The sequence below is a fragment of the Campylobacter sp. RM16190 genome (genome assembly GCF_012978835.1).
Lineage (GTDB): Bacteria > Campylobacterota > Campylobacteria > Campylobacterales > Campylobacteraceae > Campylobacter_A.
The window spans coordinates 293,276-311,747 of the sequence record NZ_LIWS01000001.1 but is presented as its reverse complement, the minus strand read 5'-3'; the positions used below and the strand labels follow the sequence as shown (position 1 = coordinate 311,747).

At 35.1% G+C, this 18,472-nt stretch carries 21 protein-coding genes; 12 read left to right on the top strand and 9 right to left on the bottom strand.

What is annotated here, in order from left to right:
• Nucleotides 1-11 precede the first annotated feature (11 nt).
• Nucleotides 12-1,112: a succinyl-diaminopimelate desuccinylase gene (dapE, locus tag CDOM16190_RS01615; protein WP_170018603.1), complete on the top strand. Its 1,101-nt coding sequence runs from the start codon at nucleotides 12-14 to the stop codon at nucleotides 1,110-1,112.
• Nucleotides 1,113-1,119: 7 nt separating this feature from the next.
• On the opposite strand, the gene hisG is transcribed toward dapE, so the two are convergent.
• The 5 genes from hisG to CDOM16190_RS01590 are packed head-to-tail and all read right to left on the bottom strand — an operon-like array spanning nucleotide 1,120 to nucleotide 4,245.
• Nucleotides 1,120-1,734: an ATP phosphoribosyltransferase gene (hisG, locus tag CDOM16190_RS01610; protein ID WP_170018602.1), complete on the bottom strand. Its 615-nt coding sequence runs from the start codon at nucleotides 1,732-1,734 to the stop codon at nucleotides 1,120-1,122.
• Entirely contained in the window at nucleotides 1,731-2,354 is a 624-nt protein-coding gene (locus CDOM16190_RS01605) for a type III pantothenate kinase (protein ID WP_169974350.1), read from the bottom strand. Before CDOM16190_RS01605 ends, hisG begins: the two co-directional genes overlap by 4 nt.
• A complete protein-coding gene (locus CDOM16190_RS01600) occupies nucleotides 2,341-2,670 on the bottom strand; it encodes a hypothetical protein (protein WP_170018601.1) in 330 nt (109 codons plus the stop codon). Before CDOM16190_RS01600 ends, CDOM16190_RS01605 begins: the two co-directional genes overlap by 14 nt.
• Before the next feature lies 1 nt (nucleotide 2,671).
• Nucleotides 2,672-3,682, bottom strand: coding sequence for an L-seryl-tRNA selenium transferase (locus CDOM16190_RS01595; protein WP_170018600.1), 1,011 nt, complete (start codon nucleotides 3,680-3,682; stop codon nucleotides 2,672-2,674).
• Nucleotides 3,679-4,245, bottom strand: a complete 567-nt coding sequence (locus CDOM16190_RS01590; protein ID WP_170018599.1) for a hypothetical protein — start codon at nucleotides 4,243-4,245, stop codon at nucleotides 3,679-3,681. Before CDOM16190_RS01590 ends, CDOM16190_RS01595 begins: the two co-directional genes overlap by 4 nt.
• 122 nt (nucleotides 4,246-4,367) lie before the next feature.
• Between CDOM16190_RS01590 and gatC the strand changes: the two genes are divergently transcribed.
• The 9 genes from gatC to CDOM16190_RS01545 are packed head-to-tail and all read left to right on the top strand — an operon-like array spanning nucleotide 4,368 to nucleotide 11,865.
• Nucleotides 4,368-4,655: an Asp-tRNA(Asn)/Glu-tRNA(Gln) amidotransferase subunit GatC gene (gatC, locus tag CDOM16190_RS01585; RefSeq protein ID WP_170018598.1), complete on the top strand. Its 288-nt coding sequence runs from the start codon at nucleotides 4,368-4,370 to the stop codon at nucleotides 4,653-4,655.
• 5 nt (nucleotides 4,656-4,660) lie between these two features.
• On the top strand, nucleotides 4,661-5,743 hold the full coding sequence (locus CDOM16190_RS01580) for a type IV pilus twitching motility protein PilT (protein ID WP_170018597.1): 1,083 nt from the start codon (nucleotides 4,661-4,663) through the stop codon (nucleotides 5,741-5,743).
• Between the two features lies 1 nt (nucleotide 5,744).
• Nucleotides 5,745-6,410, top strand: a complete 666-nt coding sequence (locus tag CDOM16190_RS01575; RefSeq protein ID WP_169974339.1) for a CvpA family protein — start codon at nucleotides 5,745-5,747, stop codon at nucleotides 6,408-6,410.
• Nucleotides 6,411-6,415: 5 nt separating this feature from the next.
• Nucleotides 6,416-6,871, top strand: coding sequence for a Fur family transcriptional regulator (locus CDOM16190_RS01570; RefSeq protein ID WP_169974337.1), 456 nt, complete (start codon nucleotides 6,416-6,418; stop codon nucleotides 6,869-6,871).
• Between the two features lie 21 nt (nucleotides 6,872-6,892).
• Nucleotides 6,893-8,395, top strand: a complete 1,503-nt coding sequence (lysS, locus tag CDOM16190_RS01565; protein WP_349644370.1) for a lysine--tRNA ligase — start codon at nucleotides 6,893-6,895, stop codon at nucleotides 8,393-8,395.
• A 1-nt stretch (nucleotide 8,396) separates the two neighbouring features.
• Nucleotides 8,397-9,641: a serine hydroxymethyltransferase gene (locus CDOM16190_RS01560; protein WP_170018595.1), complete on the top strand. Its 1,245-nt coding sequence runs from the start codon at nucleotides 8,397-8,399 to the stop codon at nucleotides 9,639-9,641.
• Nucleotides 9,641-10,183, top strand: coding sequence for a DUF1882 domain-containing protein (locus CDOM16190_RS01555; protein ID WP_170018594.1), 543 nt, complete (start codon nucleotides 9,641-9,643; stop codon nucleotides 10,181-10,183). The genes CDOM16190_RS01560 and CDOM16190_RS01555 overlap by 1 nt, the downstream gene beginning before the upstream one ends.
• Before the next feature lie 9 nt (nucleotides 10,184-10,192).
• Complete coding sequence (locus CDOM16190_RS01550) at nucleotides 10,193-11,080, top strand: SPOR domain-containing protein (protein WP_170018593.1); 888 nt, start codon at nucleotides 10,193-10,195, stop codon at nucleotides 11,078-11,080.
• Complete coding sequence (locus tag CDOM16190_RS01545) at nucleotides 11,080-11,865, top strand: shikimate dehydrogenase (RefSeq protein ID WP_170018592.1); 786 nt, start codon at nucleotides 11,080-11,082, stop codon at nucleotides 11,863-11,865. The genes CDOM16190_RS01550 and CDOM16190_RS01545 overlap by 1 nt, the downstream gene beginning before the upstream one ends.
• A 45-nt stretch (nucleotides 11,866-11,910) precedes the next feature.
• Here CDOM16190_RS01545 and pyk read toward each other — a convergent pair whose 3' ends face one another.
• On the bottom strand, nucleotides 11,911-13,368 hold the full coding sequence (pyk, locus tag CDOM16190_RS01540) for a pyruvate kinase (protein WP_170018591.1): 1,458 nt from the start codon (nucleotides 13,366-13,368) through the stop codon (nucleotides 11,911-11,913).
• A gap of 181 nt (nucleotides 13,369-13,549) precedes the next feature.
• On the opposite strand from pyk, the gene CDOM16190_RS01535 reads away from it, so the two are divergent.
• Complete coding sequence (locus CDOM16190_RS01535) at nucleotides 13,550-14,608, top strand: TRAP transporter substrate-binding protein (protein ID WP_169974323.1); 1,059 nt, start codon at nucleotides 13,550-13,552, stop codon at nucleotides 14,606-14,608.
• A 26-nt stretch (nucleotides 14,609-14,634) separates the two neighbouring features.
• Here the strand turns inward: CDOM16190_RS01535 and recR are convergent, their stop codons facing one another.
• The 3 genes from recR to CDOM16190_RS01520 are packed head-to-tail and all read right to left on the bottom strand — an operon-like array spanning nucleotide 14,635 to nucleotide 17,122.
• Nucleotides 14,635-15,207, bottom strand: coding sequence for a recombination mediator RecR (recR, locus tag CDOM16190_RS01530; protein ID WP_170018590.1), 573 nt, complete (start codon nucleotides 15,205-15,207; stop codon nucleotides 14,635-14,637).
• The gene (locus CDOM16190_RS01525) at nucleotides 15,204-16,451 is read right to left on the bottom strand and encodes an ArsS family sensor histidine kinase (protein WP_170018672.1); all 1,248 of its coding nucleotides are present in this window, start codon (nucleotides 16,449-16,451) and stop codon (nucleotides 15,204-15,206) included. Before CDOM16190_RS01525 ends, recR begins: the two co-directional genes overlap by 4 nt.
• Nucleotides 16,451-17,122, bottom strand: a complete 672-nt coding sequence (locus CDOM16190_RS01520) for a response regulator transcription factor (protein ID WP_170018589.1) — start codon at nucleotides 17,120-17,122, stop codon at nucleotides 16,451-16,453. Before CDOM16190_RS01520 ends, CDOM16190_RS01525 begins: the two co-directional genes overlap by 1 nt.
• Before the next feature lie 165 nt (nucleotides 17,123-17,287).
• Here CDOM16190_RS01520 and dnaJ point away from each other — a divergent pair, with 165 nt between their 5' ends.
• On the top strand, nucleotides 17,288-18,433 hold the full coding sequence (gene dnaJ, locus CDOM16190_RS01515; protein ID WP_170018588.1) for a molecular chaperone DnaJ: 1,146 nt from the start codon (nucleotides 17,288-17,290) through the stop codon (nucleotides 18,431-18,433).
• Nucleotides 18,434-18,472 lie beyond the last annotated feature (39 nt).

The following is an 18,472-nucleotide window of genomic DNA, read 5'->3' as shown; positions in this document are numbered from 1 at the left end:
TTGGAAACGCTATGCAAGTTATAAATTTTCTCACCGAACTTCTTAAATTTAGATCAATAACCCCTGAAGATGATGGGGCTTTAGAGTTTATAAGCTCTTTTTGTAATGAATTTAAACCTATTTTTGTAAATAAAAATGGAGTTAAAAATTTAATTTTAACTAAAAAATTTGGCGATGGTCCACATCTAGCTTTTGCTGGTCATGTGGATGTAGTGCCTCCTGGAAATGGCTGGAATAGTGATCCTTTTGAGCCAATTTTAAAAGATGGCTTTATATATGCTAGGGGCGCTCAAGATATGAAAGGGGGAGTTGCGGCATTTGTTTGCGCTTGTAAAGAAGCTAAAAATTTTAAAGGAACTCTGTCTGTTATATTGACCAGTGATGAAGAGGGAGATGCGATTTACGGTACTAAAGAGGCGCTTAAATTTATGGAAGAAAATCATATGTTGCCCGATTTTGCTGTAGTAGCTGAGCCAACTTGCGATAAAATACTTGGAGATACCATTAAAGTCGGGCGTAGAGGATCTATAAATGGAAAACTTATAATCAAAGGAGTTCAAGGGCATGCTGCATATCCTGCTAAGTGCATAAATCCAGTTCATCAACTAGCAAGCGTGTTTTATAAATTTGCAGGGTATGACATGGATAACGGAAGCGAATTTTTTGATCCTAGTAAAATCGTGATAACTGATATAAGAGGAGGTATGGAAGTCTGTAATGTCACGCCTGGTGAAGTAAAAGTAATGTTTAATGTTAGAAATTCTATTCAAACTAATGCAGAAAATTTAAAAGATTATATTAAAGAGCTATTTGGCGAATTTGAATATGAACTTGAAATCAACCAAAATGCAAAACCATTTTTAACCGATAAAGATAGTAAAATAGTAAAATCTATACAAAATTCCGTTATAAAAATTTGTGGAGTAATACCTGAGCTAAATACTAAGGGCGGCACAAGTGATGCTAGGTATTTAGCTGAATTTGGTGTCAAAGTAGTAGAATTTGGAGTAATAAACGATAGAATTCACGCTATTAACGAGAGAGTTAGTGTTAATGAGATCGAAAAGCTATATGGGGTTTTTGCTGATTTGATAGAAAATTTCAACTCTTAATAAGCAATTAATCTTCAATCTCTTTTTTTATCTTGTCGTAAAGCGACAAGATCTCATCTTTTTTTATTATAAAGCTATTTTTATTTGCTATTAGATGGGCCGATGAGTGCATTATTGTTTCGGCTACTTTAAGCCCGTTTTTCTTCATTGTAGTCCCAGTTTCGACCACATCTACTATTGCATTGCTAAGCCCTACAATCGGAGCAAGCTCAATGGAACCATATAACTTGATGATTTTTAGTGCGGTTGCCTTTGTTGAAAAGTAATTTCTGGATATGTTTGGCATCTTAGTGGCCACTCTAAGCTCCGGCGCACTATAGTCCAGATTATCGCTTTCTTTTATCCCTACGCATACGCGGCATTTTCCTATTTTTAGATCGAGCAGTCTAAGTACGTCCGGCTTATGCTCTTCTAAAACATCAAGCCCAACCACTCCAATATCTGCAGCACCGTTTACTACATATACGGGTATGTCTTGGTTTCTGACCATTAAGAATTTAAAACCACGTTCGCTCATTACGAGTTTTCTATCTTCAAATAAAAAAGGTGTCTTAAAAATTTTCCTAAAAATCATTAGAGTTTCTTCGGCTATTCGACCCTTTGGAAGAGCGATTGTTATCATAAAATTTCCTTTTCTTCTATAAGCTTTTGCATTCCTCTAAAGATGAGTATTCTATCGTATATTCCGTTTTTGAAAAATCTGGATAAGAACTCCCCATCTCCGCCTGTAAAATAAATTTTAGAGTTGTTTGAGATATTTTCTATTAGTAAAACTATAGGCTTTACTATACCGTAGCTTATGGCATCGGCGGTCTTTTGAGGTAGCGCATCAAGCTGTATCTGCGAATTTAGAGCTATTTTTAATCGAGAAGATATGTTTTCATAAGTCTTTAGGCTTTGAGAAATACCCGGCACTATACATCCTCCAAGATGCATTTTGTTTGCCATGACATCAATTGTTATAGCGCTTCCGGCGTCTACTATTACTCCCTCGTCTATACTGTAGCAGTTGGCTACCCTGTCTATTCCAAGAGTTTTATATATAGTATCTATTTCAAAAAATGGCTCTAAATTTACAAAGTTTTTATCATTTTGAAGCTTTTGGTTTATGCTGTCATTTACACTTATATAATATATTTTCTCATTACGCTTGAAATTTTGGAATTTATCTATACTTATTTTTGAGATCTTTCCGTCTTCAAATATAGTTGCATTTGTGTTTCCTATATCACACAAAATCATAATTAAATCCGTTTTCTTTCATTAAATTTTGTGCTTTAGAGCAAATTGGCGAGCTATAAAATATAGTTTTTTTCTTGAAATTTATCTCTAAGTCAGCTTGGATTTTAGAGTAAATTTCAAGAATTTCATCAAATTCTTTTTTTAAAAATCTACTTTTAGCTTCTCTTATAAATACAAGAGTATAAAAACCTTTTAAATCTACGCCACTAGCACAATTAAGAGTTCTTTTGTTTGTAAATTTACTAAGGTCAATCTCTTTTAGGTCTTTTAAAACAATCTTTTTGTCTTCAAAAATTTTATAGATTCGGGCTCTCATCTCATTTTAACTTAAGATATTTATTGTCGTAGTAAAATTCCTTAAAGCTTATAAAGCTCTTGTCGTCTATCTCGTCATTTAATCTAAAAATTTGGTGCTTTTTAAGATCTAAATCCGCCTTTATCAGATAGCCCTTTTTCTCGATTATGTATAAATGGTCATCTAGTGTGATCGCATTTGAAAAGATTGCAAATTTAAAATTTATGGAATTTAATTTCTGCAAATTTAGATCCGTTAGTAAAATTTCCCCATCTTTTTTCAAGATGTATAGTCTGTCTTTATGCGAAACTATATTTTTTATCTCACCATTATAGTAAAGTGTTCTTTTCGGATTGATAACCACTATCCTTTTTCCTGTCGCCGCTATCATTGTGTCATTTATAACGTCTAAAAATATTATATTATTAAAGAATTCATCACTGCTTACAACAACATCTCTTAAAATTTTACCCTGATTTTTATCCACTATCATGATCTTACCATCGAGAGTCGGGAATATCACTAAAGAGCTCATAAAATAAGGCGCTGCAGCTCTTGAGTCCTGGGTGTATATAGCAGATGATTCAAACTCTAATAAATTTATATTTTTTATTGTGTCTATTAGATATATTATGTTTGAAGCAGTTACTAGAGCCAGTTTATCGCCATCTATTGCAGCAGATACTATTGCCTCATTAAAACTTCTTTGAAACAGCACTTCTTTTGTCTTGCCTGTAACTATCAAATTTCCATCTAAAGAAGAGGTAATAATCTTGTCTTCATAGGCGTTTAAAAGTATTGTGTCTTTTGTAAAGCCGATATCATTTGATAATACTCCGTCTTTTGTTACAACCATACCGTTTTTAAGTATAGCCCCATTAACGCTAGTTGTTAAAATATGAGAAGGAAGGGTATAGTCAAAATTCACTCTTAAATCTACATTTTCAGGCTCAAAATATTGTCTTTTGGTTCCGCATCCTCCTAGTAAAAATAGTGCAGACAGTATCGATACAATAGTGTAAATTTTTTTCATTTGCTATTTCCTTGATAGTGTTCAAAATTTTTAACAACAGATTGAAGTTGTGAATTGAGAGGTATCTTTTTTAACTCGTTTTTAGCTTCGCCTATTTTGTTCTCTCTTATTAGGATATATCCTTTTATTAGGGTTTTGTATGAATTTAAAATTTGCCCACTAGGCTCATTCAGTTGAGCTTTTATTATATCTTTTAAGAGTTCGTCTATCGGCTCGTTAAGCAGAGATTTTAAAGTTGCGCTATCATTGTTTTCCATAGAGTTTTTAAATTGATATAGGGCATATAAGGAGATGTCTTTTGATTTTAGATCCGCCTTTGCCTCTGCATCATTAGGATTTATTATAAGTTTTGCATAGGCCTCGTTTGCAGCTTTGAAATTTTGCTCTTTTATAAATTTGTTAGTATAGTATCCGCCTATACCCAAGACTCCTAAAGCTAAAGCGATAATTATCATTTTTTTATATTTTTTTATGAATCTTTCACTTTTTATTATATTTTCTAAAAACTTTTCTTCAGTATTTAGCTCTTCTTGTATAGATTTTATATCGTCTTTAATAGCCAATTTGTTTCCTTAAATTTAGTAATTAAAAGATTGTAATTGTAGCATAATAAATCTGAAATCTCGCGAAGTTAAAGCTAAAATGTGTTATAATGCATCAAATTTTGAAAATTTAAGAGGTCTTTATGAATATAGATGATAGTTTGCTTACTAAGCTTGAAAAGCTTAGTTCTCTAAAAATTGGAGATGATAAGCGTGAAGAGATCAAGAATCAACTTAGTGAGATTTTGAATTTTGTAGATATTTTAAATGAGCTTGATTTGGATGATTTAAAGGCTGTTGTAAGCTCTATAGAAGGCGGAACTCGTTTTAGGGATGATATTAGCATAAAGTCTGAAGTTGTGGATGTTATTTTGAAGAATGCGCCTGCAAGAAATGATCATTTTTTTGTTGTTCCTAAGATTATAGAGTAGTAAAGATGCAAAAGTATAGCGATAGCAATATAAGCCTTGAAGCTCTGCTTAGGACTGTTGTTCACAATAAAGCAAGCGACCTTCATCTTGTATCAAGAAGTGAACCTCAAATAAGAATAGATGGCACTTTGCGTCCTCTTGAGCTCGGAATTTTAAGCGGTCATGACATACAAGATATATGCTATGCCCTTGTTACCGATGCACAAAAGAGTGAGCTTGAAGAGAATAGAGAGCTTGACTTTGCGATAGAACTTCCGAATATAGGTCGCTTTAGAGGTAACTACTACTATACTATGAATGGTGATTTAGCTGCGGCATTTCGTATAATACCTACCGAAATCCCATCTCTTGATGATCTAAAGACTCCTAGTATTTTTAAGGAGATTGTAAAACGCGAAAAGGGAATGATACTTGTTACAGGACCTACGGGAAGTGGTAAATCAACTACTCTCGCTGCTATGCTAAATGAGATAAATTTAAATGAAAGAAAACATGTTATTACGATTGAAGATCCGGTAGAATTCGTTCATCAGAATAAAAAATCTTTATTTTCCCATAGAAATATAGGCACGGATACACACTCTTATGCAAGAGCTCTTAAATATTCGTTACGTGAAGACCCAGATATTATACTTGTTGGTGAGATGAGAGATAGAGAGACCATATCTACTGCTATTACTGCAGCAGAAACTGGACACCTTGTCTTTGCTACACTTCATACAAATTCGGCTCTTCAGACTATTAACCGTATTATAGATAGCTTTGAGGGTGGAGAACAGCTGCAGGTTAGAAATATGCTCTCAGTATCTCTTACTGCAGTAATTTCACAAAGCCTGCTTCCAAAAAATGGTGGAGGTCGTTTGGCTGTTCATGAAATTTTAATAAACAATCCTGCTATTGCAAACTTGATAAGAGAGAATAAGGTGCATCAAATTTACTCTCAAATGCAACTTAATCAGCAGTCAACAGGAATGACTACACAGACACAATCTCTTATGAAGGCTATTCAAAATAAGCTTATCACAAAAGAGATGGCTATGAGATACTCAACAGCTCAGCAGGAGCTTGGAAATTTAATAGGAATGTAAAATGGATTTCGTAACAATTTTTGATATTGGCATATTAGCTGCGGTCTTGATTTTAGGCATTAAAGGCATAATAAATGGACTAATAAGAGAGGTCTTTGGACTATTAGGACTAATAGGCGGAATAGTTGTAGCTAGTAGATTTGCTAGCGATGCAGGTAAAATCATAAGTGACAATGTCTATAAAATAGAAGGTGATTCTATACTATTTTTCGCAGGTTTTTTATCAATCCTTATCGTCTTTTGGATTACTTGTGTCGGTATTGGAATGTTTTTAGCAAAACTTGCGGGATTAAGTGGTCTTGGTTTTTTAGATAGAGTAGGCGGATTTTTAATGGGAAGTTTAAAAATTTTCCTTATTTTTTCTGTTTTAGTGGTAACCGTCTCAAACATCCATGCTTTAAATAGTAAAATCGAGCCATACTTTAAAGATAGTAAGCTATATCCTATTCTTTTAACTGCTGGAAAATGGATAATGAATATAGATGTAAATAGTGTAAAAAAAAGTATAGAAGAGAGAATCCAAACGCCTATCGATAAAATGAAAAATAATATGATTCAAATTGAGGATAATACAACCACGCAAGATAATAGTATCAAATTCGAAGATAATAAAACCATGCAAAGTGCTATTATTATCGAAGATCAAAATAATACAAGGAAGGAGTAGTAACAATGATTGAAAATTTAGAATACGATGCTCTTCTTGAGAAATTTAAGAAAGTTTTGAAAGATAATGGGCTTAAATATACACAGCAGCGAGAAATTTTGTTAAAGACCCTTTACAATAACGACGAGCATTTTACTCCGGAGAAGCTGTATTTGTTTATAAAAGAGGCTCATCCTGAACTAAACATAGGAATAGCTACAGTTTATAGAACCTTAAATTTACTAGAAGAATCAGAAATGGTAACATCTATAAGTTTTGGTTCTCAGGGTAAAAAATTTGAGCTTGCCACCAAGCCTCATCACGACCATATGATATGTAGACGTTGTGGCATAATCATAGAATTTGAAGATCCTATGATAGAAAAAAGGCAATCCAATATAGCAAAAGAGCATGGGTTTAAATTAACAGGTCATATGATGCAACTTTATGGAATCTGTAAGGAATGTAATAAAAAAGCTTAAATACTAAGGAATAATAAAGTGATATTTGAAAACCAATTGGAAATTCAAAGGCTACAAACTGCCGACGAACTAAGGCAAATAGGGATAAGTCCGTATCCTCATTTTTTAAGACGTGATATGGATATCTCAAAATTTAGATTAAAATTTTCTCATATAAAAGATACTGAAAGCAAGAATGCCGAGGGTCAATTTGTTAGCTTGGCCGGACGCATAAAGCTGATACGAGACGCTGGTAAGGCTATATTTGCCAATATTGAAGATGAAGATGGAAATTTACAAATTTATTTTAGCAATAAAACTCTTGACGAAGAGTGGTTTAAGGTAGTTAAAAAAAAGATAGAGGTCGGAGATATAATCTTTGTAAGAGGATATGCGTTTATAACTAGAACTGGTGAGTTCTCTATGTATGTAAGCGAGCTAAAGCTAGCATCTAAAGCAATCTGTCCTCTTCCTGAAAAGTATCACGGATTAGTTGATATAGAGACTAGATATCGCCAAAGATACCTTGATATGATTATGAATCCCGATGTTAGAAATGATTTTAAAAAGCGTTCCATAATTATCAGCACCATTAGAAGATTTTTTGAAGATAAAGGGTTTTTGGAGGTCGAAACTCCTATGATGCACCCGATTCCAGGCGGTGCTAATGCAAAGCCTTTCGTGACCTTTCATAACTCTTTAGGTGTAGATAGATATCTTAGAATTGCACCAGAACTTTATTTAAAACGTCTGATAGTAGGTGGTTTTGAAGCTGTATATGAGATGAACAGAAACTTTAGAAACGAAGGCATGGATCTTACGCACAATCCTGAGTTTACAAGTATTGAATTTTACTGGGCATATCATACATATCATGATTTAATGGGACTAACAGAAGAGCTTTTCGGTGTTCTTTTTGATAAGCTTGATATGGAAAAAATTGTAGAGTATGATGGGTTAAAAATTGATTTTTCAAGACCTTTTACGAGAATAAATTACAAAAAGGCTATTATTGAGATAGGTAGGATTTCTCCTGATATTGTAGAAGATAAGTATAAAATTTTGGCTAAATTAAGAGAGGATGGATTTGAGGCTAATGAAAAGCTTAGCTTAGGGCATCTTCAAGCTGAGCTTTTTGACAACTATGTAGAAGCAAGACTGATAAATCCTACTTTTGTTATGGATTTTCCTATAGAAATAAGCCCTCTATCAAGAAGAAGCGATAGTAATCCAAATGTCGCGGAGAGATTTGAGTTATTTATCGCAGGACGTGAGATAGCTAATGGATTTAACGAGTTAAATGATCCTATAGATCAATACAATCGCTTTGCTTCTCAAATTGAAGCAAAAGATGCCGGAGACGACGAGGCTCACGAGATGGATGAGGATTATGTAAAGGCTCTTGGATATGCTATGCCTCCAACAGCTGGACAGGGTATCGGTATAGATAGGCTTGTGATGCTTCTTACTAATAAAAAATCGATTAGAGATGTAGTATTATTCCCTGCTATGAGGCCACTTAAAACAGAAATTAAGGAGAATTAAAATGAGTTTAAAAGATTTTGATAAAGCTATATTTGACTTGACCGAGCTTGAGCTTATAAGACAGTGCGATCACCTTGAGATGATCGCTAGTGAGAATTTTACTTATCCTGAAGTAATGGAAGTAATGGGCTCTATTCTTACAAACAAATATGCAGAAGGATATCCTGGCAAGCGCTACTACGGTGGTTGTGAATTTGTCGATCGGATCGAGCAAATCGCAATAGATAGATGCAAAGAGCTTTTTGGTTGCGAGTTTGCAAACGTTCAGCCTAATTCCGGCTCACAGGCGAATCAGGGGGTATACGGTGCACTTTTAAATCCCGGAGATAAAATTTTAGGTATGGATCTAAGTCATGGAGGACACTTAACTCATGGCTCTAAGGTAAGTAGCTCAGGCAAGATGTATGAGAGCTTTTTTTATGGTGTTGAACTTGATGGACGTATAAACTATGATAGGGTTTTAGATATTGCTAAAATAGTGAAGCCAAAATTGATAGTATGCGGTGCTAGTGCTTATACAAGAGAGATTGAGTTTAAAAGATTTAGAGATATAGCCGATGAGGTTGGTGCGATACTGTTCGCAGATGTAGCTCATATCGCAGGTCTTGTGGTTGCCGGCGAGCATCAAAATCCATTCCCGCATTGTGATGTCGTAAGTTCTACTACGCACAAGACTCTTCGTGGCCCAAGAGGTGGAATTATTATGACAAATAATGAGGAGTATGCCAAGAAAATAAACTCTTCTATATTCCCAGGAATTCAAGGCGGTCCATTGGTTCATGTGATAGCTGGTAAGGCTGTTGGCTTTAAACATAATCTATCGCCAGAATGGAAAGTTTATGCAAAACAGGTTAAGGTTAATGCTAAAAAACTAGCAGAAGTATTGCTCTCTAGGGGATACGACCTAGTAAGTGGCGGAACTGATAATCACCTTATTTTAATGAGCTTTTTGAATAAGGAATTTAGTGGAAAAGACGCAGATATAGCTCTTGGAAATGCTGGAATTACAGTAAATAAAAATACTGTTCCTGGCGAGACAAGGAGTCCTTTTGTAACAAGCGGTATACGCGTAGGAAGCCCTGCGTTAACAGCGCGCGGTATGAAAGAGGCCGAATTTGAGATAATTGCTAATAAAATCGCGGATGTACTGGATGATATTAATAATGCATCCGTTCAAGCTAAAATAAAAGCCGAGTTAAAAGAACTTGCGAGCAAATTTATAATTTATGATAGAGCGACATTTTAATGCAAAGCATTGACACCGCTCTTATTAAGATGATTACTAATCATTACTATATAAAGCGCGATAGTATAGTAAATAAGATTGAGTATAAAGGCAGAGTGTTTTTCAATAAATTTGAAAGAGTTGATGAGCCTTTAAACTATAAAGTTATAAAAGATCATGCCGAAGGCAAGATAGTGGTCGCTCACTCTTTAATAAGTGCAACTGATAAAGTTGAAAATATTGTATTTGATTATAATGGCAGGATGCCAGATAGGTTTTGGCATAGGGCACAATTATTGCTTAGAGAAGAGGGATATATAAATTTTACAGCTTATGAGACTAAGACGCCAGGGCATCTGCATCTTTATATTCATAAAGGGCATACGACATTAAATGAGGGATACCAGCTGGCCAATAAACTCTCTTTGTTACTCTCTCAGCGTTTGGTTAAAGAGTGGAGAGTGTTTCCTACTCTTGATCTTCCAAGAGAGTTTAATATACTTACTTTGCCTTATAAGGTCTATCAAAAAGAGCGCGGGGCATCGTGGTCAAAGCATATGTAAGGAGTGAAAATGGAATACAATGAATTAAGAGATATCATGCTGGAAAAAGAAGAGGATAAAAAAGGTAGAAGTTTTAAGAAAATTCTTATACTAATTGCCACATTTACTATTTTGTTTTTAACTGTTTTGATAGTTATGAAAATTTTAAATACTAGTGATAGTGGAAATCAAATTTCTCAACCTGACTCCAGACTTATTCTTCCGCCTGAGCCAGATACAACCAAACAAACTATTCCTCAGACGATCGCCAAAGATGAGGCGCAAAATACCGCCGAGAAAGATATTCAACCAAATACTCAGTCAAATTCCGTCTCGGATAGCCAGAAGAATGATAGCCTATTTCAGCAGGTGCCTATAATACCTGAAAACAAAGGACAAGAAAGCTTTGAAGATATGGTTAAAACACTCAAGGAAAAAGAGGTTAAGAAGCAAGAACAAGCTGTAGCACAAAGCAAATCAGCAAATCCTCCTGCTACTACAGAAAATGTAACACCTCCAAAGAGTGTGGAGAAGCCAAAGGTAGAGGTTAAACAGGTAGAGCCAAAGAAGAGTGAGCAAAAAGTAAAAGTAGTAAAACCAAAAGAGGATAAAAAACCTCCACAGTCTCCAAAAGAGAGTGTTAAAAAAGACATTCAAAACTCTACTGTAAAATCTCAAGGACTTGCAAGTGGAAGCTATGTTCAAGTTTTTTCTGTGAAAAAATTTAATGAAAATGTGTCTGAAATTAAAAAAATAAAAGCAAATGGATATACGTATAAGCTCTATGAGGCAGATATTAAAGGTGGAAAGGTTATAAAGGTTCTAATAGGGCCATTTAGTGGCTCACATCTATCAACAGAGCTTGCCAATATAAGAAAAAATATCGCAAGTGGTGCGTTTGTAGTTAATATTAAATAATGCGATTTTTTGCAGTTTTTGGTAATCCTATAAAGCACTCCATCTCTCCAAGGCTTCATAATTTAGCTTTGGAGAGAATGGGTCTTGATGGATTTTATACTAGGGTTTTGCTTGAAGATGGAAATAGCTTGGTTTCCAAATTTAAAAGTCTTAAGTTAAGTGGTGCAAATATCACAATTCCACACAAAGAGATAGCTCTTAATCAATGCGACGTGGTAGAAGAAAATGCTCTAAAGATAGGCTCTATCAATACAATAGTACTTAAAAACGATCAAATTTACGGCTACAATACCGATGCTCCCGGATTTATTCGATCGATTGAAAAATTTGGCAGTATTAAAACAGCCATTGTTTTGGGCGCAGGAGGAACTGCAAAAGCAATAGCCTATGCACTTAAAAATTCAGGAGCCAGTGTCACTATCTTAAATAGAAGCAAATTAAGGCTTGAAAATTTTGGTGAATTTAAAAATTTCAGCTGGGATACTTTTATAGGGGGTGAATTTCAGTTGGTTGCAAACACAACTCCTGTGGGCTTAAATGATGATAGTTTACCTGCTCCGATTGAAATTTTAGAGCCTTTATTAAAGAGGGCGAAATTTGCTTTTGATGTCATATATAATAGACCTACTCCATTTTTAAATATGGCTATTTTAAATGGAGCTATCTGCAAAAATGGCTCTGATATGTTGCTTCATCAGGCTGTTTTAGCACTAAATCTATTTTATTCAAATTCACTGGATGAAAAAACTATAGAAAACCATATGAGAGAGGCTTTTAGTCTTTAATTTATCCTCTCTTTGCCAACTTCACATTAGCAAAGAGAAATTTATTTAGCTATTATCGTCGGCTATATTTAGATAGTAGTCTATCTGGTCGCGCTTCAAGATACGTATCATATTTGTGCTACCCTCTATTCCGGCAGGGTATCCGGCAGTCATTATATAGGTTTTATCGTGATCTATATATCCTAGTTTGTGAGCTTTTTTTGTCGTATTTGCGATTATCATGTTTAGCATCTCAAGCTTAACCGTAAAGGCCGGCATTACCCCCCATGCAAGAGTGAGTGAGTGTGCAGTCTCTTCATCGTGAGTAATTGCTATAATATCAATGTTTGGTCTATATCTTGCCATTTTTATAGCCGATTTTCCAGATCCGGTTACGGATAATATCGCATCAACTTTTAATTGCGAAGCAAGGCGAGTGGTGCTTGAAGCCACCATATCTGTCTCGTCGAAGTAGCCAAATTGATCAAATTTATTAAAAGGATAAATTTGCTGAACCTGCACTATCGTATTTCTCATCGCCTCTACGACCGCGACAGGATTTTTGCCTATAGCGCTCTCTTCGCTTAACATCACAGCATCTGTTCCATCTAAGACAGCATTTGCTACGTCGCTTATCTCAGCTCTTGTTGCAGTTTCGTGTTCTGCCATACTTAGCATCATTTGTGTTGCCGTTATGACTGGCTTTGAGGCTTCATTCGCTTTTTTTATAATTAGCTTTTGAATTGTAGGAACTCTGTAATAAGGCACTTCTATGCCCAAGTCCCCTCGAGCTACCATTATACCGTCGCTTACTCTTATAATCTCATCAATGTTTTCAACAGCATCAAATTTCTCTATCTTGGCATAAATTTTAGCTTTTGAGCCGAATGATTTTAAAATTTCTCTCGCCTTTAAGATGTCATTGGCGTTTTGCACAAATGAGATTGCTACGAAATTTACTCCGTTTTTGGCTCCAAATTCCATATCTTTTAGGTCTTTTTCTGTGATTACATCAATATTGATCTTTGTATTTGGGAAATTTACTCCCTTGTTTGAGTTTAAGAAACCATCATTTTCAACAACTGTTTCAACTACATCATTTCCGCTTTTTATAACTTTTGTGCGTATTGAGCCATCATATAAGTAGATGTATTCGCCTTCTTTTAGCATAGGTAAAATTTGAGGTTGATTTATGCTAAGTTTATAGCGATTTGGTGAAATTTGCCCACCTATTATTTCGCCGGAGTGAACCTCTATAATATCTCCTGATTTAAGCTCAAAGGGTTTATCTAGCTTGCCTATTCTTATTTTTGGACCGCAGATATCCTGAAAAATGCCTACCCTGTAGTTTAGCTTCTCTTCGACTCTTCTTATTTTTTCTATGTTTGCCTTATGATAATCGTGTGTGCCGTGGCTAAAATTTAGTCTAAAGGCATTTACGCCAGCTTTAACTAGATTTTCGATTATCTCTTCACCTTCGCTTGCAGGACCTATGGTGGCTAAAATTTTTGTCTTTTTTATCATAATATTCCTTATTAAATTTCTCGTATTCTATCAAAAATTGGATACAAATAGGATACATTTCAAACTCAAATGTAGTATTTATATACATCTTATATCTTTGGTGTTTTTTAAATTTGTAATTTTAAAGCCACTTTAAATTTCTAAAAGTATAATGCAAAAAATTTAATTTCAAGGAGAGTGGATGAGAAAAATTTTGGCTATTTTAATGGCTATGTTGGTTTCTACATTTGCGTTTGCTAATGACGGCAAGAAGCACAAGCTAAAGCTTGCAAGCACATGGGAGGGCACAACACCTGTTTTAGGTGATGCCGTAAAGAATTTTAAAACATATGTTGAGGATATGTCAGGTGGCAGGATAGAGATTAGAATTGACTATCCGTCTAAACATAAGTCATCTTTTGGTATTCTTGATTTTGTAAAAAGCGGTCAATATGATCTTGGCTATACGGCATCTTATTACTATAAGGGAAAAGATCCTAAGACTATGTTTTTTACGGCTCTACCTTTTGGTATGACTCCTGCTGAGCTTCATGCTTGGTATGAATTTGGTGGTGGAAAAGAGCTTGAGGCGAAGGTTTATGATAAGCACAATATCAAAGTATTTAGCGCAGGCGACACCGGCACTCAGATGGGCGGCTGGTTTAAAAAAGAGATAAAAAGTGTAGATGATCTAAAGGGTCTTAAGGTAAGAATTCCTGGATTTGGTGGCGAGGTAATGGCTAAAATAGGCTCTATTATCAATACTATTCCTACAGGTGAACTATACATGGCTCTTGAAATGGGTACTATAGATGCTGTAGAGTGGGTAAGCCCTGCGTTTGATATGGGTCTTGGATTTCATAAGGTAGCAAAATACTACTATACTGGATGGCAAGAGCCAAGCGCACAAACTCAGTTTTTTGTAAATAAAAAGGTTTACGAGAAGCTTCCAAACGATTTAAAGGCAATCATAGAGACTGCTTCTAGTAGGGTTGCAAGTGAGCTTTATGCAAAAGCTTATTTTGATAATATCAACTTTTGGAGCAAGATGAAATCAGAATTCCCTGGAATAGAGATTAAGTCTTTCCCTGATGATGTTATGGCCGCTCTTAAAAATGCCGCAAATGAAATTTTGGATCAAGAAGCTGCTAAAGACCCGCTATTTAAAGAGATTTTAGACTCTCAAAGATCGTTTTTAGCAAAGGCTAGAGAGTGGACCAAGATATCTGAATTTGCCTATATTCAAAAGGCTTCTAAATAATTAATTTTAGGCGATAAGCTTTAAGGTTATATTTTCGTTCTACTCTCAATAGCTTTCATAAGCGAGAGTAGATCGATATTTTCTAAACTTACACCTGTAGGCACACCTTGAGCGATCTTGCTAAATTTTACATCTAAATTTTTAAGTTGATCCTCTATGAAAATTATCAACGCATCGCTGTTTATATTTGGAGTTAGTGCAAATATAATCTCCTCCGTGCCATTTTGCATAATGCAGTTTTTTAAATCTTCTATGATTTTTGGGGTAAGCTCTTCAAGCACGAAGTAAAGCCCTGAATAGATTCCATTTTGTTCAAGTATTAAGATGTCTTTTGGATTTTCTACCACTGCTAGTAATGCTCTATCTCTCGTTTCATCGCTACAAATATCACAAATTTCATCTTCGCTAAGTCCGCCACAAATTTGACATTTCTTAGTAAATCTAACCGCATCTTCTATACTTTGAGCTAGCTTAAGTCCTCCGAAACTATCTCCTAAACAAACATGATAAGCAAATCTTTGGGCTGATTTTTTGCCAACTCCTGGAAGCTTTTCGAAAGCTGCTATAAGCTCGTTAAATTTCTCAAGTCCTTTTCTCAAGCGGCTACCTTGGGTTTTGTATTGATGCAAAATATATGATATCCATCTTCATAAGAATAAGATAAGTTAAATTTGTGCATTTGACATATATGATCTATGATATAAAGTCCAAGCCCCATTCCTGCGCTATTGCTATTTTTTTCTCTTATAAAGGCCTGCATGTAGTATTCTATAGGTTTTTCAAGAGGCTTGCCTAAATTTTTAATATAAATTTCATTTTTAGTGCAGATTACCTGGGCTTTTTTATCATCAGCATATTTGAGGGCGTTATCTACCAAATTTTTAACCGCTAAAGCAAATAGCTGAAAATCAACTCTCAAAAGCATATCATCATTAAAGTCACAAATAACTCTCTCTTCAAATTTATCAAGCATAAGCATATCTCTGACCTGCTCCATTATTATAGAAAAGAAGCACTCTTGATAGTTTAGTGCATAGCTTTTTGAGAGTAGTTGCTCTATTTTTGCAAATTCGTTTATTAGCATGTCAAGCTTTTCAAAGATAGTTATAAGACGATTTTTTTGAGTTTCGTTTTGAACCATTTCGGCTACTATTCTGCCTTTGCCTATTGGGGTTTTTAGCTCGTGCATTATTGTTCGTAAAAATAATTGTCTAGATTTTATAAGCTCTCTTATCTTGGCTGCCGCGTTATCAAATTCAATTGCTACACGCGAAATTTCATCATCAGCTTGCGCAGTCTTTGCGGATAGCTCTACCTCCATATTGCCGCTAGCAAATTTACGTATATCTTTACTGAGCTTTTTAAGTGGAGCAAGAGAGTTTATAACAGAGATATATAGTGATACAAGTAGTGTTACCGTAATAAAAAATCCTATCCAAAGCGGATCGTTTATGTTTTTTGCATCGTTGCTTTCAAGCAAAATTTGAAATGCCGGATTTTTTATCTGTAAAAATAGATTATCTCTGTAGTGAATTGACTGTATAAGCCCTAAAGGAGTTTGTTTAGCAAATACCGGATGTCCGTTATTTACTATCTCTGTGACTAAATTTTTATTATCTATGTAAGATAGTCCAAAATTTTTAAAATAGTGCGATAAATCGCTTGGCGGATTTGATTTTTCATATAGCGTAATAAGGTAATTTATTGCGCTTACTTGCTTGTCTTTGACCTTTTCTAGCATATTATTAAGCTGTATGTTGCCAAATGTAAATAGCAACATACAAACAAGCGAAAACGCGATTACGAATACTACGGTGATTTTAGTGGTGATAGAGTATCTTATCATCCTATTAGCTTATAGCCTATACCGCGAACCGAGAATATGTGCCTTGGATTTTTTGAGTTATCCCCTATCTTGGTTCTCAGTCTTCCTATAATTACGTCTAAGCTCTTTGAATCCTTGTCTTTTAAGCTTTTGCAATTATAGACAAGTTGCTCTCTTGATACTGAGAAGCTATGTTGCTTGATGAGATAGGTTAAAATTTCATATTCGGCAGGAGTTAGTGTTAATGCCTCGTTATTGTAATAAATTTCATGCCTTTTTTCGTCTATTCTAAAGGCCGAATCCGCCACCTCTTCTACGTTTTCATTAGATTTTTTATATCTTCTAATTAGACTCATTATTCTAGCGTGCATCTCTTTTGGATCGTAAGGCTTTGGAAGGTAGTCATCAGCTCCTATTTGAAGTCCTACGACCTTATCGCTTATATCGCTTCTGGCCGATGAAATAATAATAGGTATATCGTATTTTTCGCGAATCTCTTTGCATACCTCAAGTCCGTCTATGCCAGGTAGCGTAAGATCTAAAATTAGTAAATCATAATTTTTAATGCCTGCGCTTAGTCCAAGGTAAGGATCTTCGTAGTTGGTGACTTTTATATTAAAATTATCTAAGTATTCTGATAGAATTTGAGCAAATTCTGGATCGTCTTCGATCATCAAAACGTTAATCATTATGAACCTTTCTGTGTTGATTTGGTGCTTATTATAACTAAAAATTGTTAAATTATATGACAAATAGCTTTTAGCGCCTAGTTTTGCTATTTGTAAATTAAAATTTAAATTTTAGCTTCAATAGGATAAAATCTATTTTTAAAATTAAAAAAATTAGGAGAATTTTTGGAGATTAATTATTATGAAATTCTAGAGATCAGTAGAACAAGCGACTCCGAAACAATAAAAAAAGCATTTAGAAAACTTGCGCTTAAATATCACCCGGATAGAAATCAGGGAGATAAAGAGGCCGAAGAGAAATTTAAGCTAGTAAATGAGGCCTATCAGGTATTAGGCGATGAGGAGAAGCGTAGAATTTATGATAGATACGGCAAGGCAGGACTTGAGGGTAGTGCCGGAGGATTTGGCGGAGGCTTTAGTGCTGATTTTGATCTAGGAGATATATTTAGCTCGTTTTTTGGCGGTGATTTTGGAGGTGATCGCAGGAGAAAAAGAAGCCTTGATAAGTATCCTCTTGATTTTGAAATCCCTGTAAATATAGAGTTTAACGAGGCTGTTTTTGGAGTAGAAAAGGAAGTAAAATTTAGCATTAAAAAACCTTGTCAAAGTTGCAAAGGCACAGGCTCAAAAGACGGTGCGTATAAGCCTTGTCCTCATTGTGGAGGAAAAGGGCGAATAAGCCAGCAAAGAGGCTTTATGAGCTTTGTTCAAGAGTGTCCATATTGTAGCGGGACCGGCGAAATCGTAAAAGATATTTGCGGTAAATGCGAAGGCAGAGGCTATGATGAGGAGAAGCAAAGCGTCACCATAAATATCCCAGCCGGCGTAGATAACGGCATGAGAATGAGAGTGGCAGGCAAAGGCAACCTTTCTGTAGATGGAAGCAGAGGCGATCTTTATGTGAGTATATCGGTTGAGCCGGATGAACATTTTATCAGAAACGGAAATGACGTATACATAGAAATTCCTGTATTTTTCACTCAAGCGATTCTTGGAGAAACTATCAAAATACCTACGCTTAACGGATCAACAGGTCTAAAGCTACCAATAGGCGCTAAAGATAAGCAACAATTCGTATTTGAAGGCGAGGGGATAAAAAGCGTAAATAGTAGAAAAGTAGGGCGATTGATAGCTCAAATTTCTATAAAGTCACCTAGTAAATTAACCGATGAGCAAGTAGAGATACTTAAAAAGCTTCAAGAGAGCTTTGGTATAGAAAACGGCAAAAGTAGTGCCGATGAAAGCGTATTTGATAAGGTTATAAATTGGTTTAAGGGCGACAGTCCTCAGGATAAAAATAGCAAAAAATAAATTTATACAAATTTAGCCTTTGCGGTTTAATTTCCTCAA

Coding starts and splice junctions, on each gene's coding strand:
- CDOM16190_RS01550 (WP_170018593.1), top strand. CDS start 10,193: ATGGAATACAATGAATTAAGAGATATCATGCTGGAAAAAGAAGAGGAT.
- CDOM16190_RS01595 (WP_170018600.1), bottom strand. CDS start 3,682: ATGAAAAAAATTTACACTATTGTATCGATACTGTCTGCACTATTTTTA.
- hisG (WP_170018602.1), bottom strand. CDS start 1,734: ATGATAACAATCGCTCTTCCAAAGGGTCGAATAGCCGAAGAAACTCTA.
- CDOM16190_RS01535 (WP_169974323.1), top strand. CDS start 13,550: ATGAGAAAAATTTTGGCTATTTTAATGGCTATGTTGGTTTCTACATTT.
- gatC (WP_170018598.1), top strand. CDS start 4,368: ATGAATATAGATGATAGTTTGCTTACTAAGCTTGAAAAGCTTAGTTCT.
- CDOM16190_RS01555 (WP_170018594.1), top strand. CDS start 9,641: ATGCAAAGCATTGACACCGCTCTTATTAAGATGATTACTAATCATTAC.
- CDOM16190_RS01605 (WP_169974350.1), bottom strand. CDS start 2,354: ATGATTTTGTGTGATATAGGAAACACAAATGCAACTATATTTGAAGAC.
- pyk (WP_170018591.1), bottom strand. CDS start 13,368: ATGATAAAAAAGACAAAAATTTTAGCCACCATAGGTCCTGCAAGCGAA.
- dapE (WP_170018603.1), top strand. CDS start 12: ATGCAAGTTATAAATTTTCTCACCGAACTTCTTAAATTTAGATCAATA.
- CDOM16190_RS01520 (WP_170018589.1), bottom strand. CDS start 17,122: ATGATTAACGTTTTGATGATCGAAGACGATCCAGAATTTGCTCAAATT.
- CDOM16190_RS01600 (WP_170018601.1), bottom strand. CDS start 2,670: ATGAGAGCCCGAATCTATAAAATTTTTGAAGACAAAAAGATTGTTTTA.
- CDOM16190_RS01580 (WP_170018597.1), top strand. CDS start 4,661: ATGCAAAAGTATAGCGATAGCAATATAAGCCTTGAAGCTCTGCTTAGG.
- CDOM16190_RS01575 (WP_169974339.1), top strand. CDS start 5,745: ATGGATTTCGTAACAATTTTTGATATTGGCATATTAGCTGCGGTCTTG.
- CDOM16190_RS01560 (WP_170018595.1), top strand. CDS start 8,397: ATGAGTTTAAAAGATTTTGATAAAGCTATATTTGACTTGACCGAGCTT.
- CDOM16190_RS01570 (WP_169974337.1), top strand. CDS start 6,416: ATGATTGAAAATTTAGAATACGATGCTCTTCTTGAGAAATTTAAGAAA.
- CDOM16190_RS01545 (WP_170018592.1), top strand. CDS start 11,080: ATGCGATTTTTTGCAGTTTTTGGTAATCCTATAAAGCACTCCATCTCT.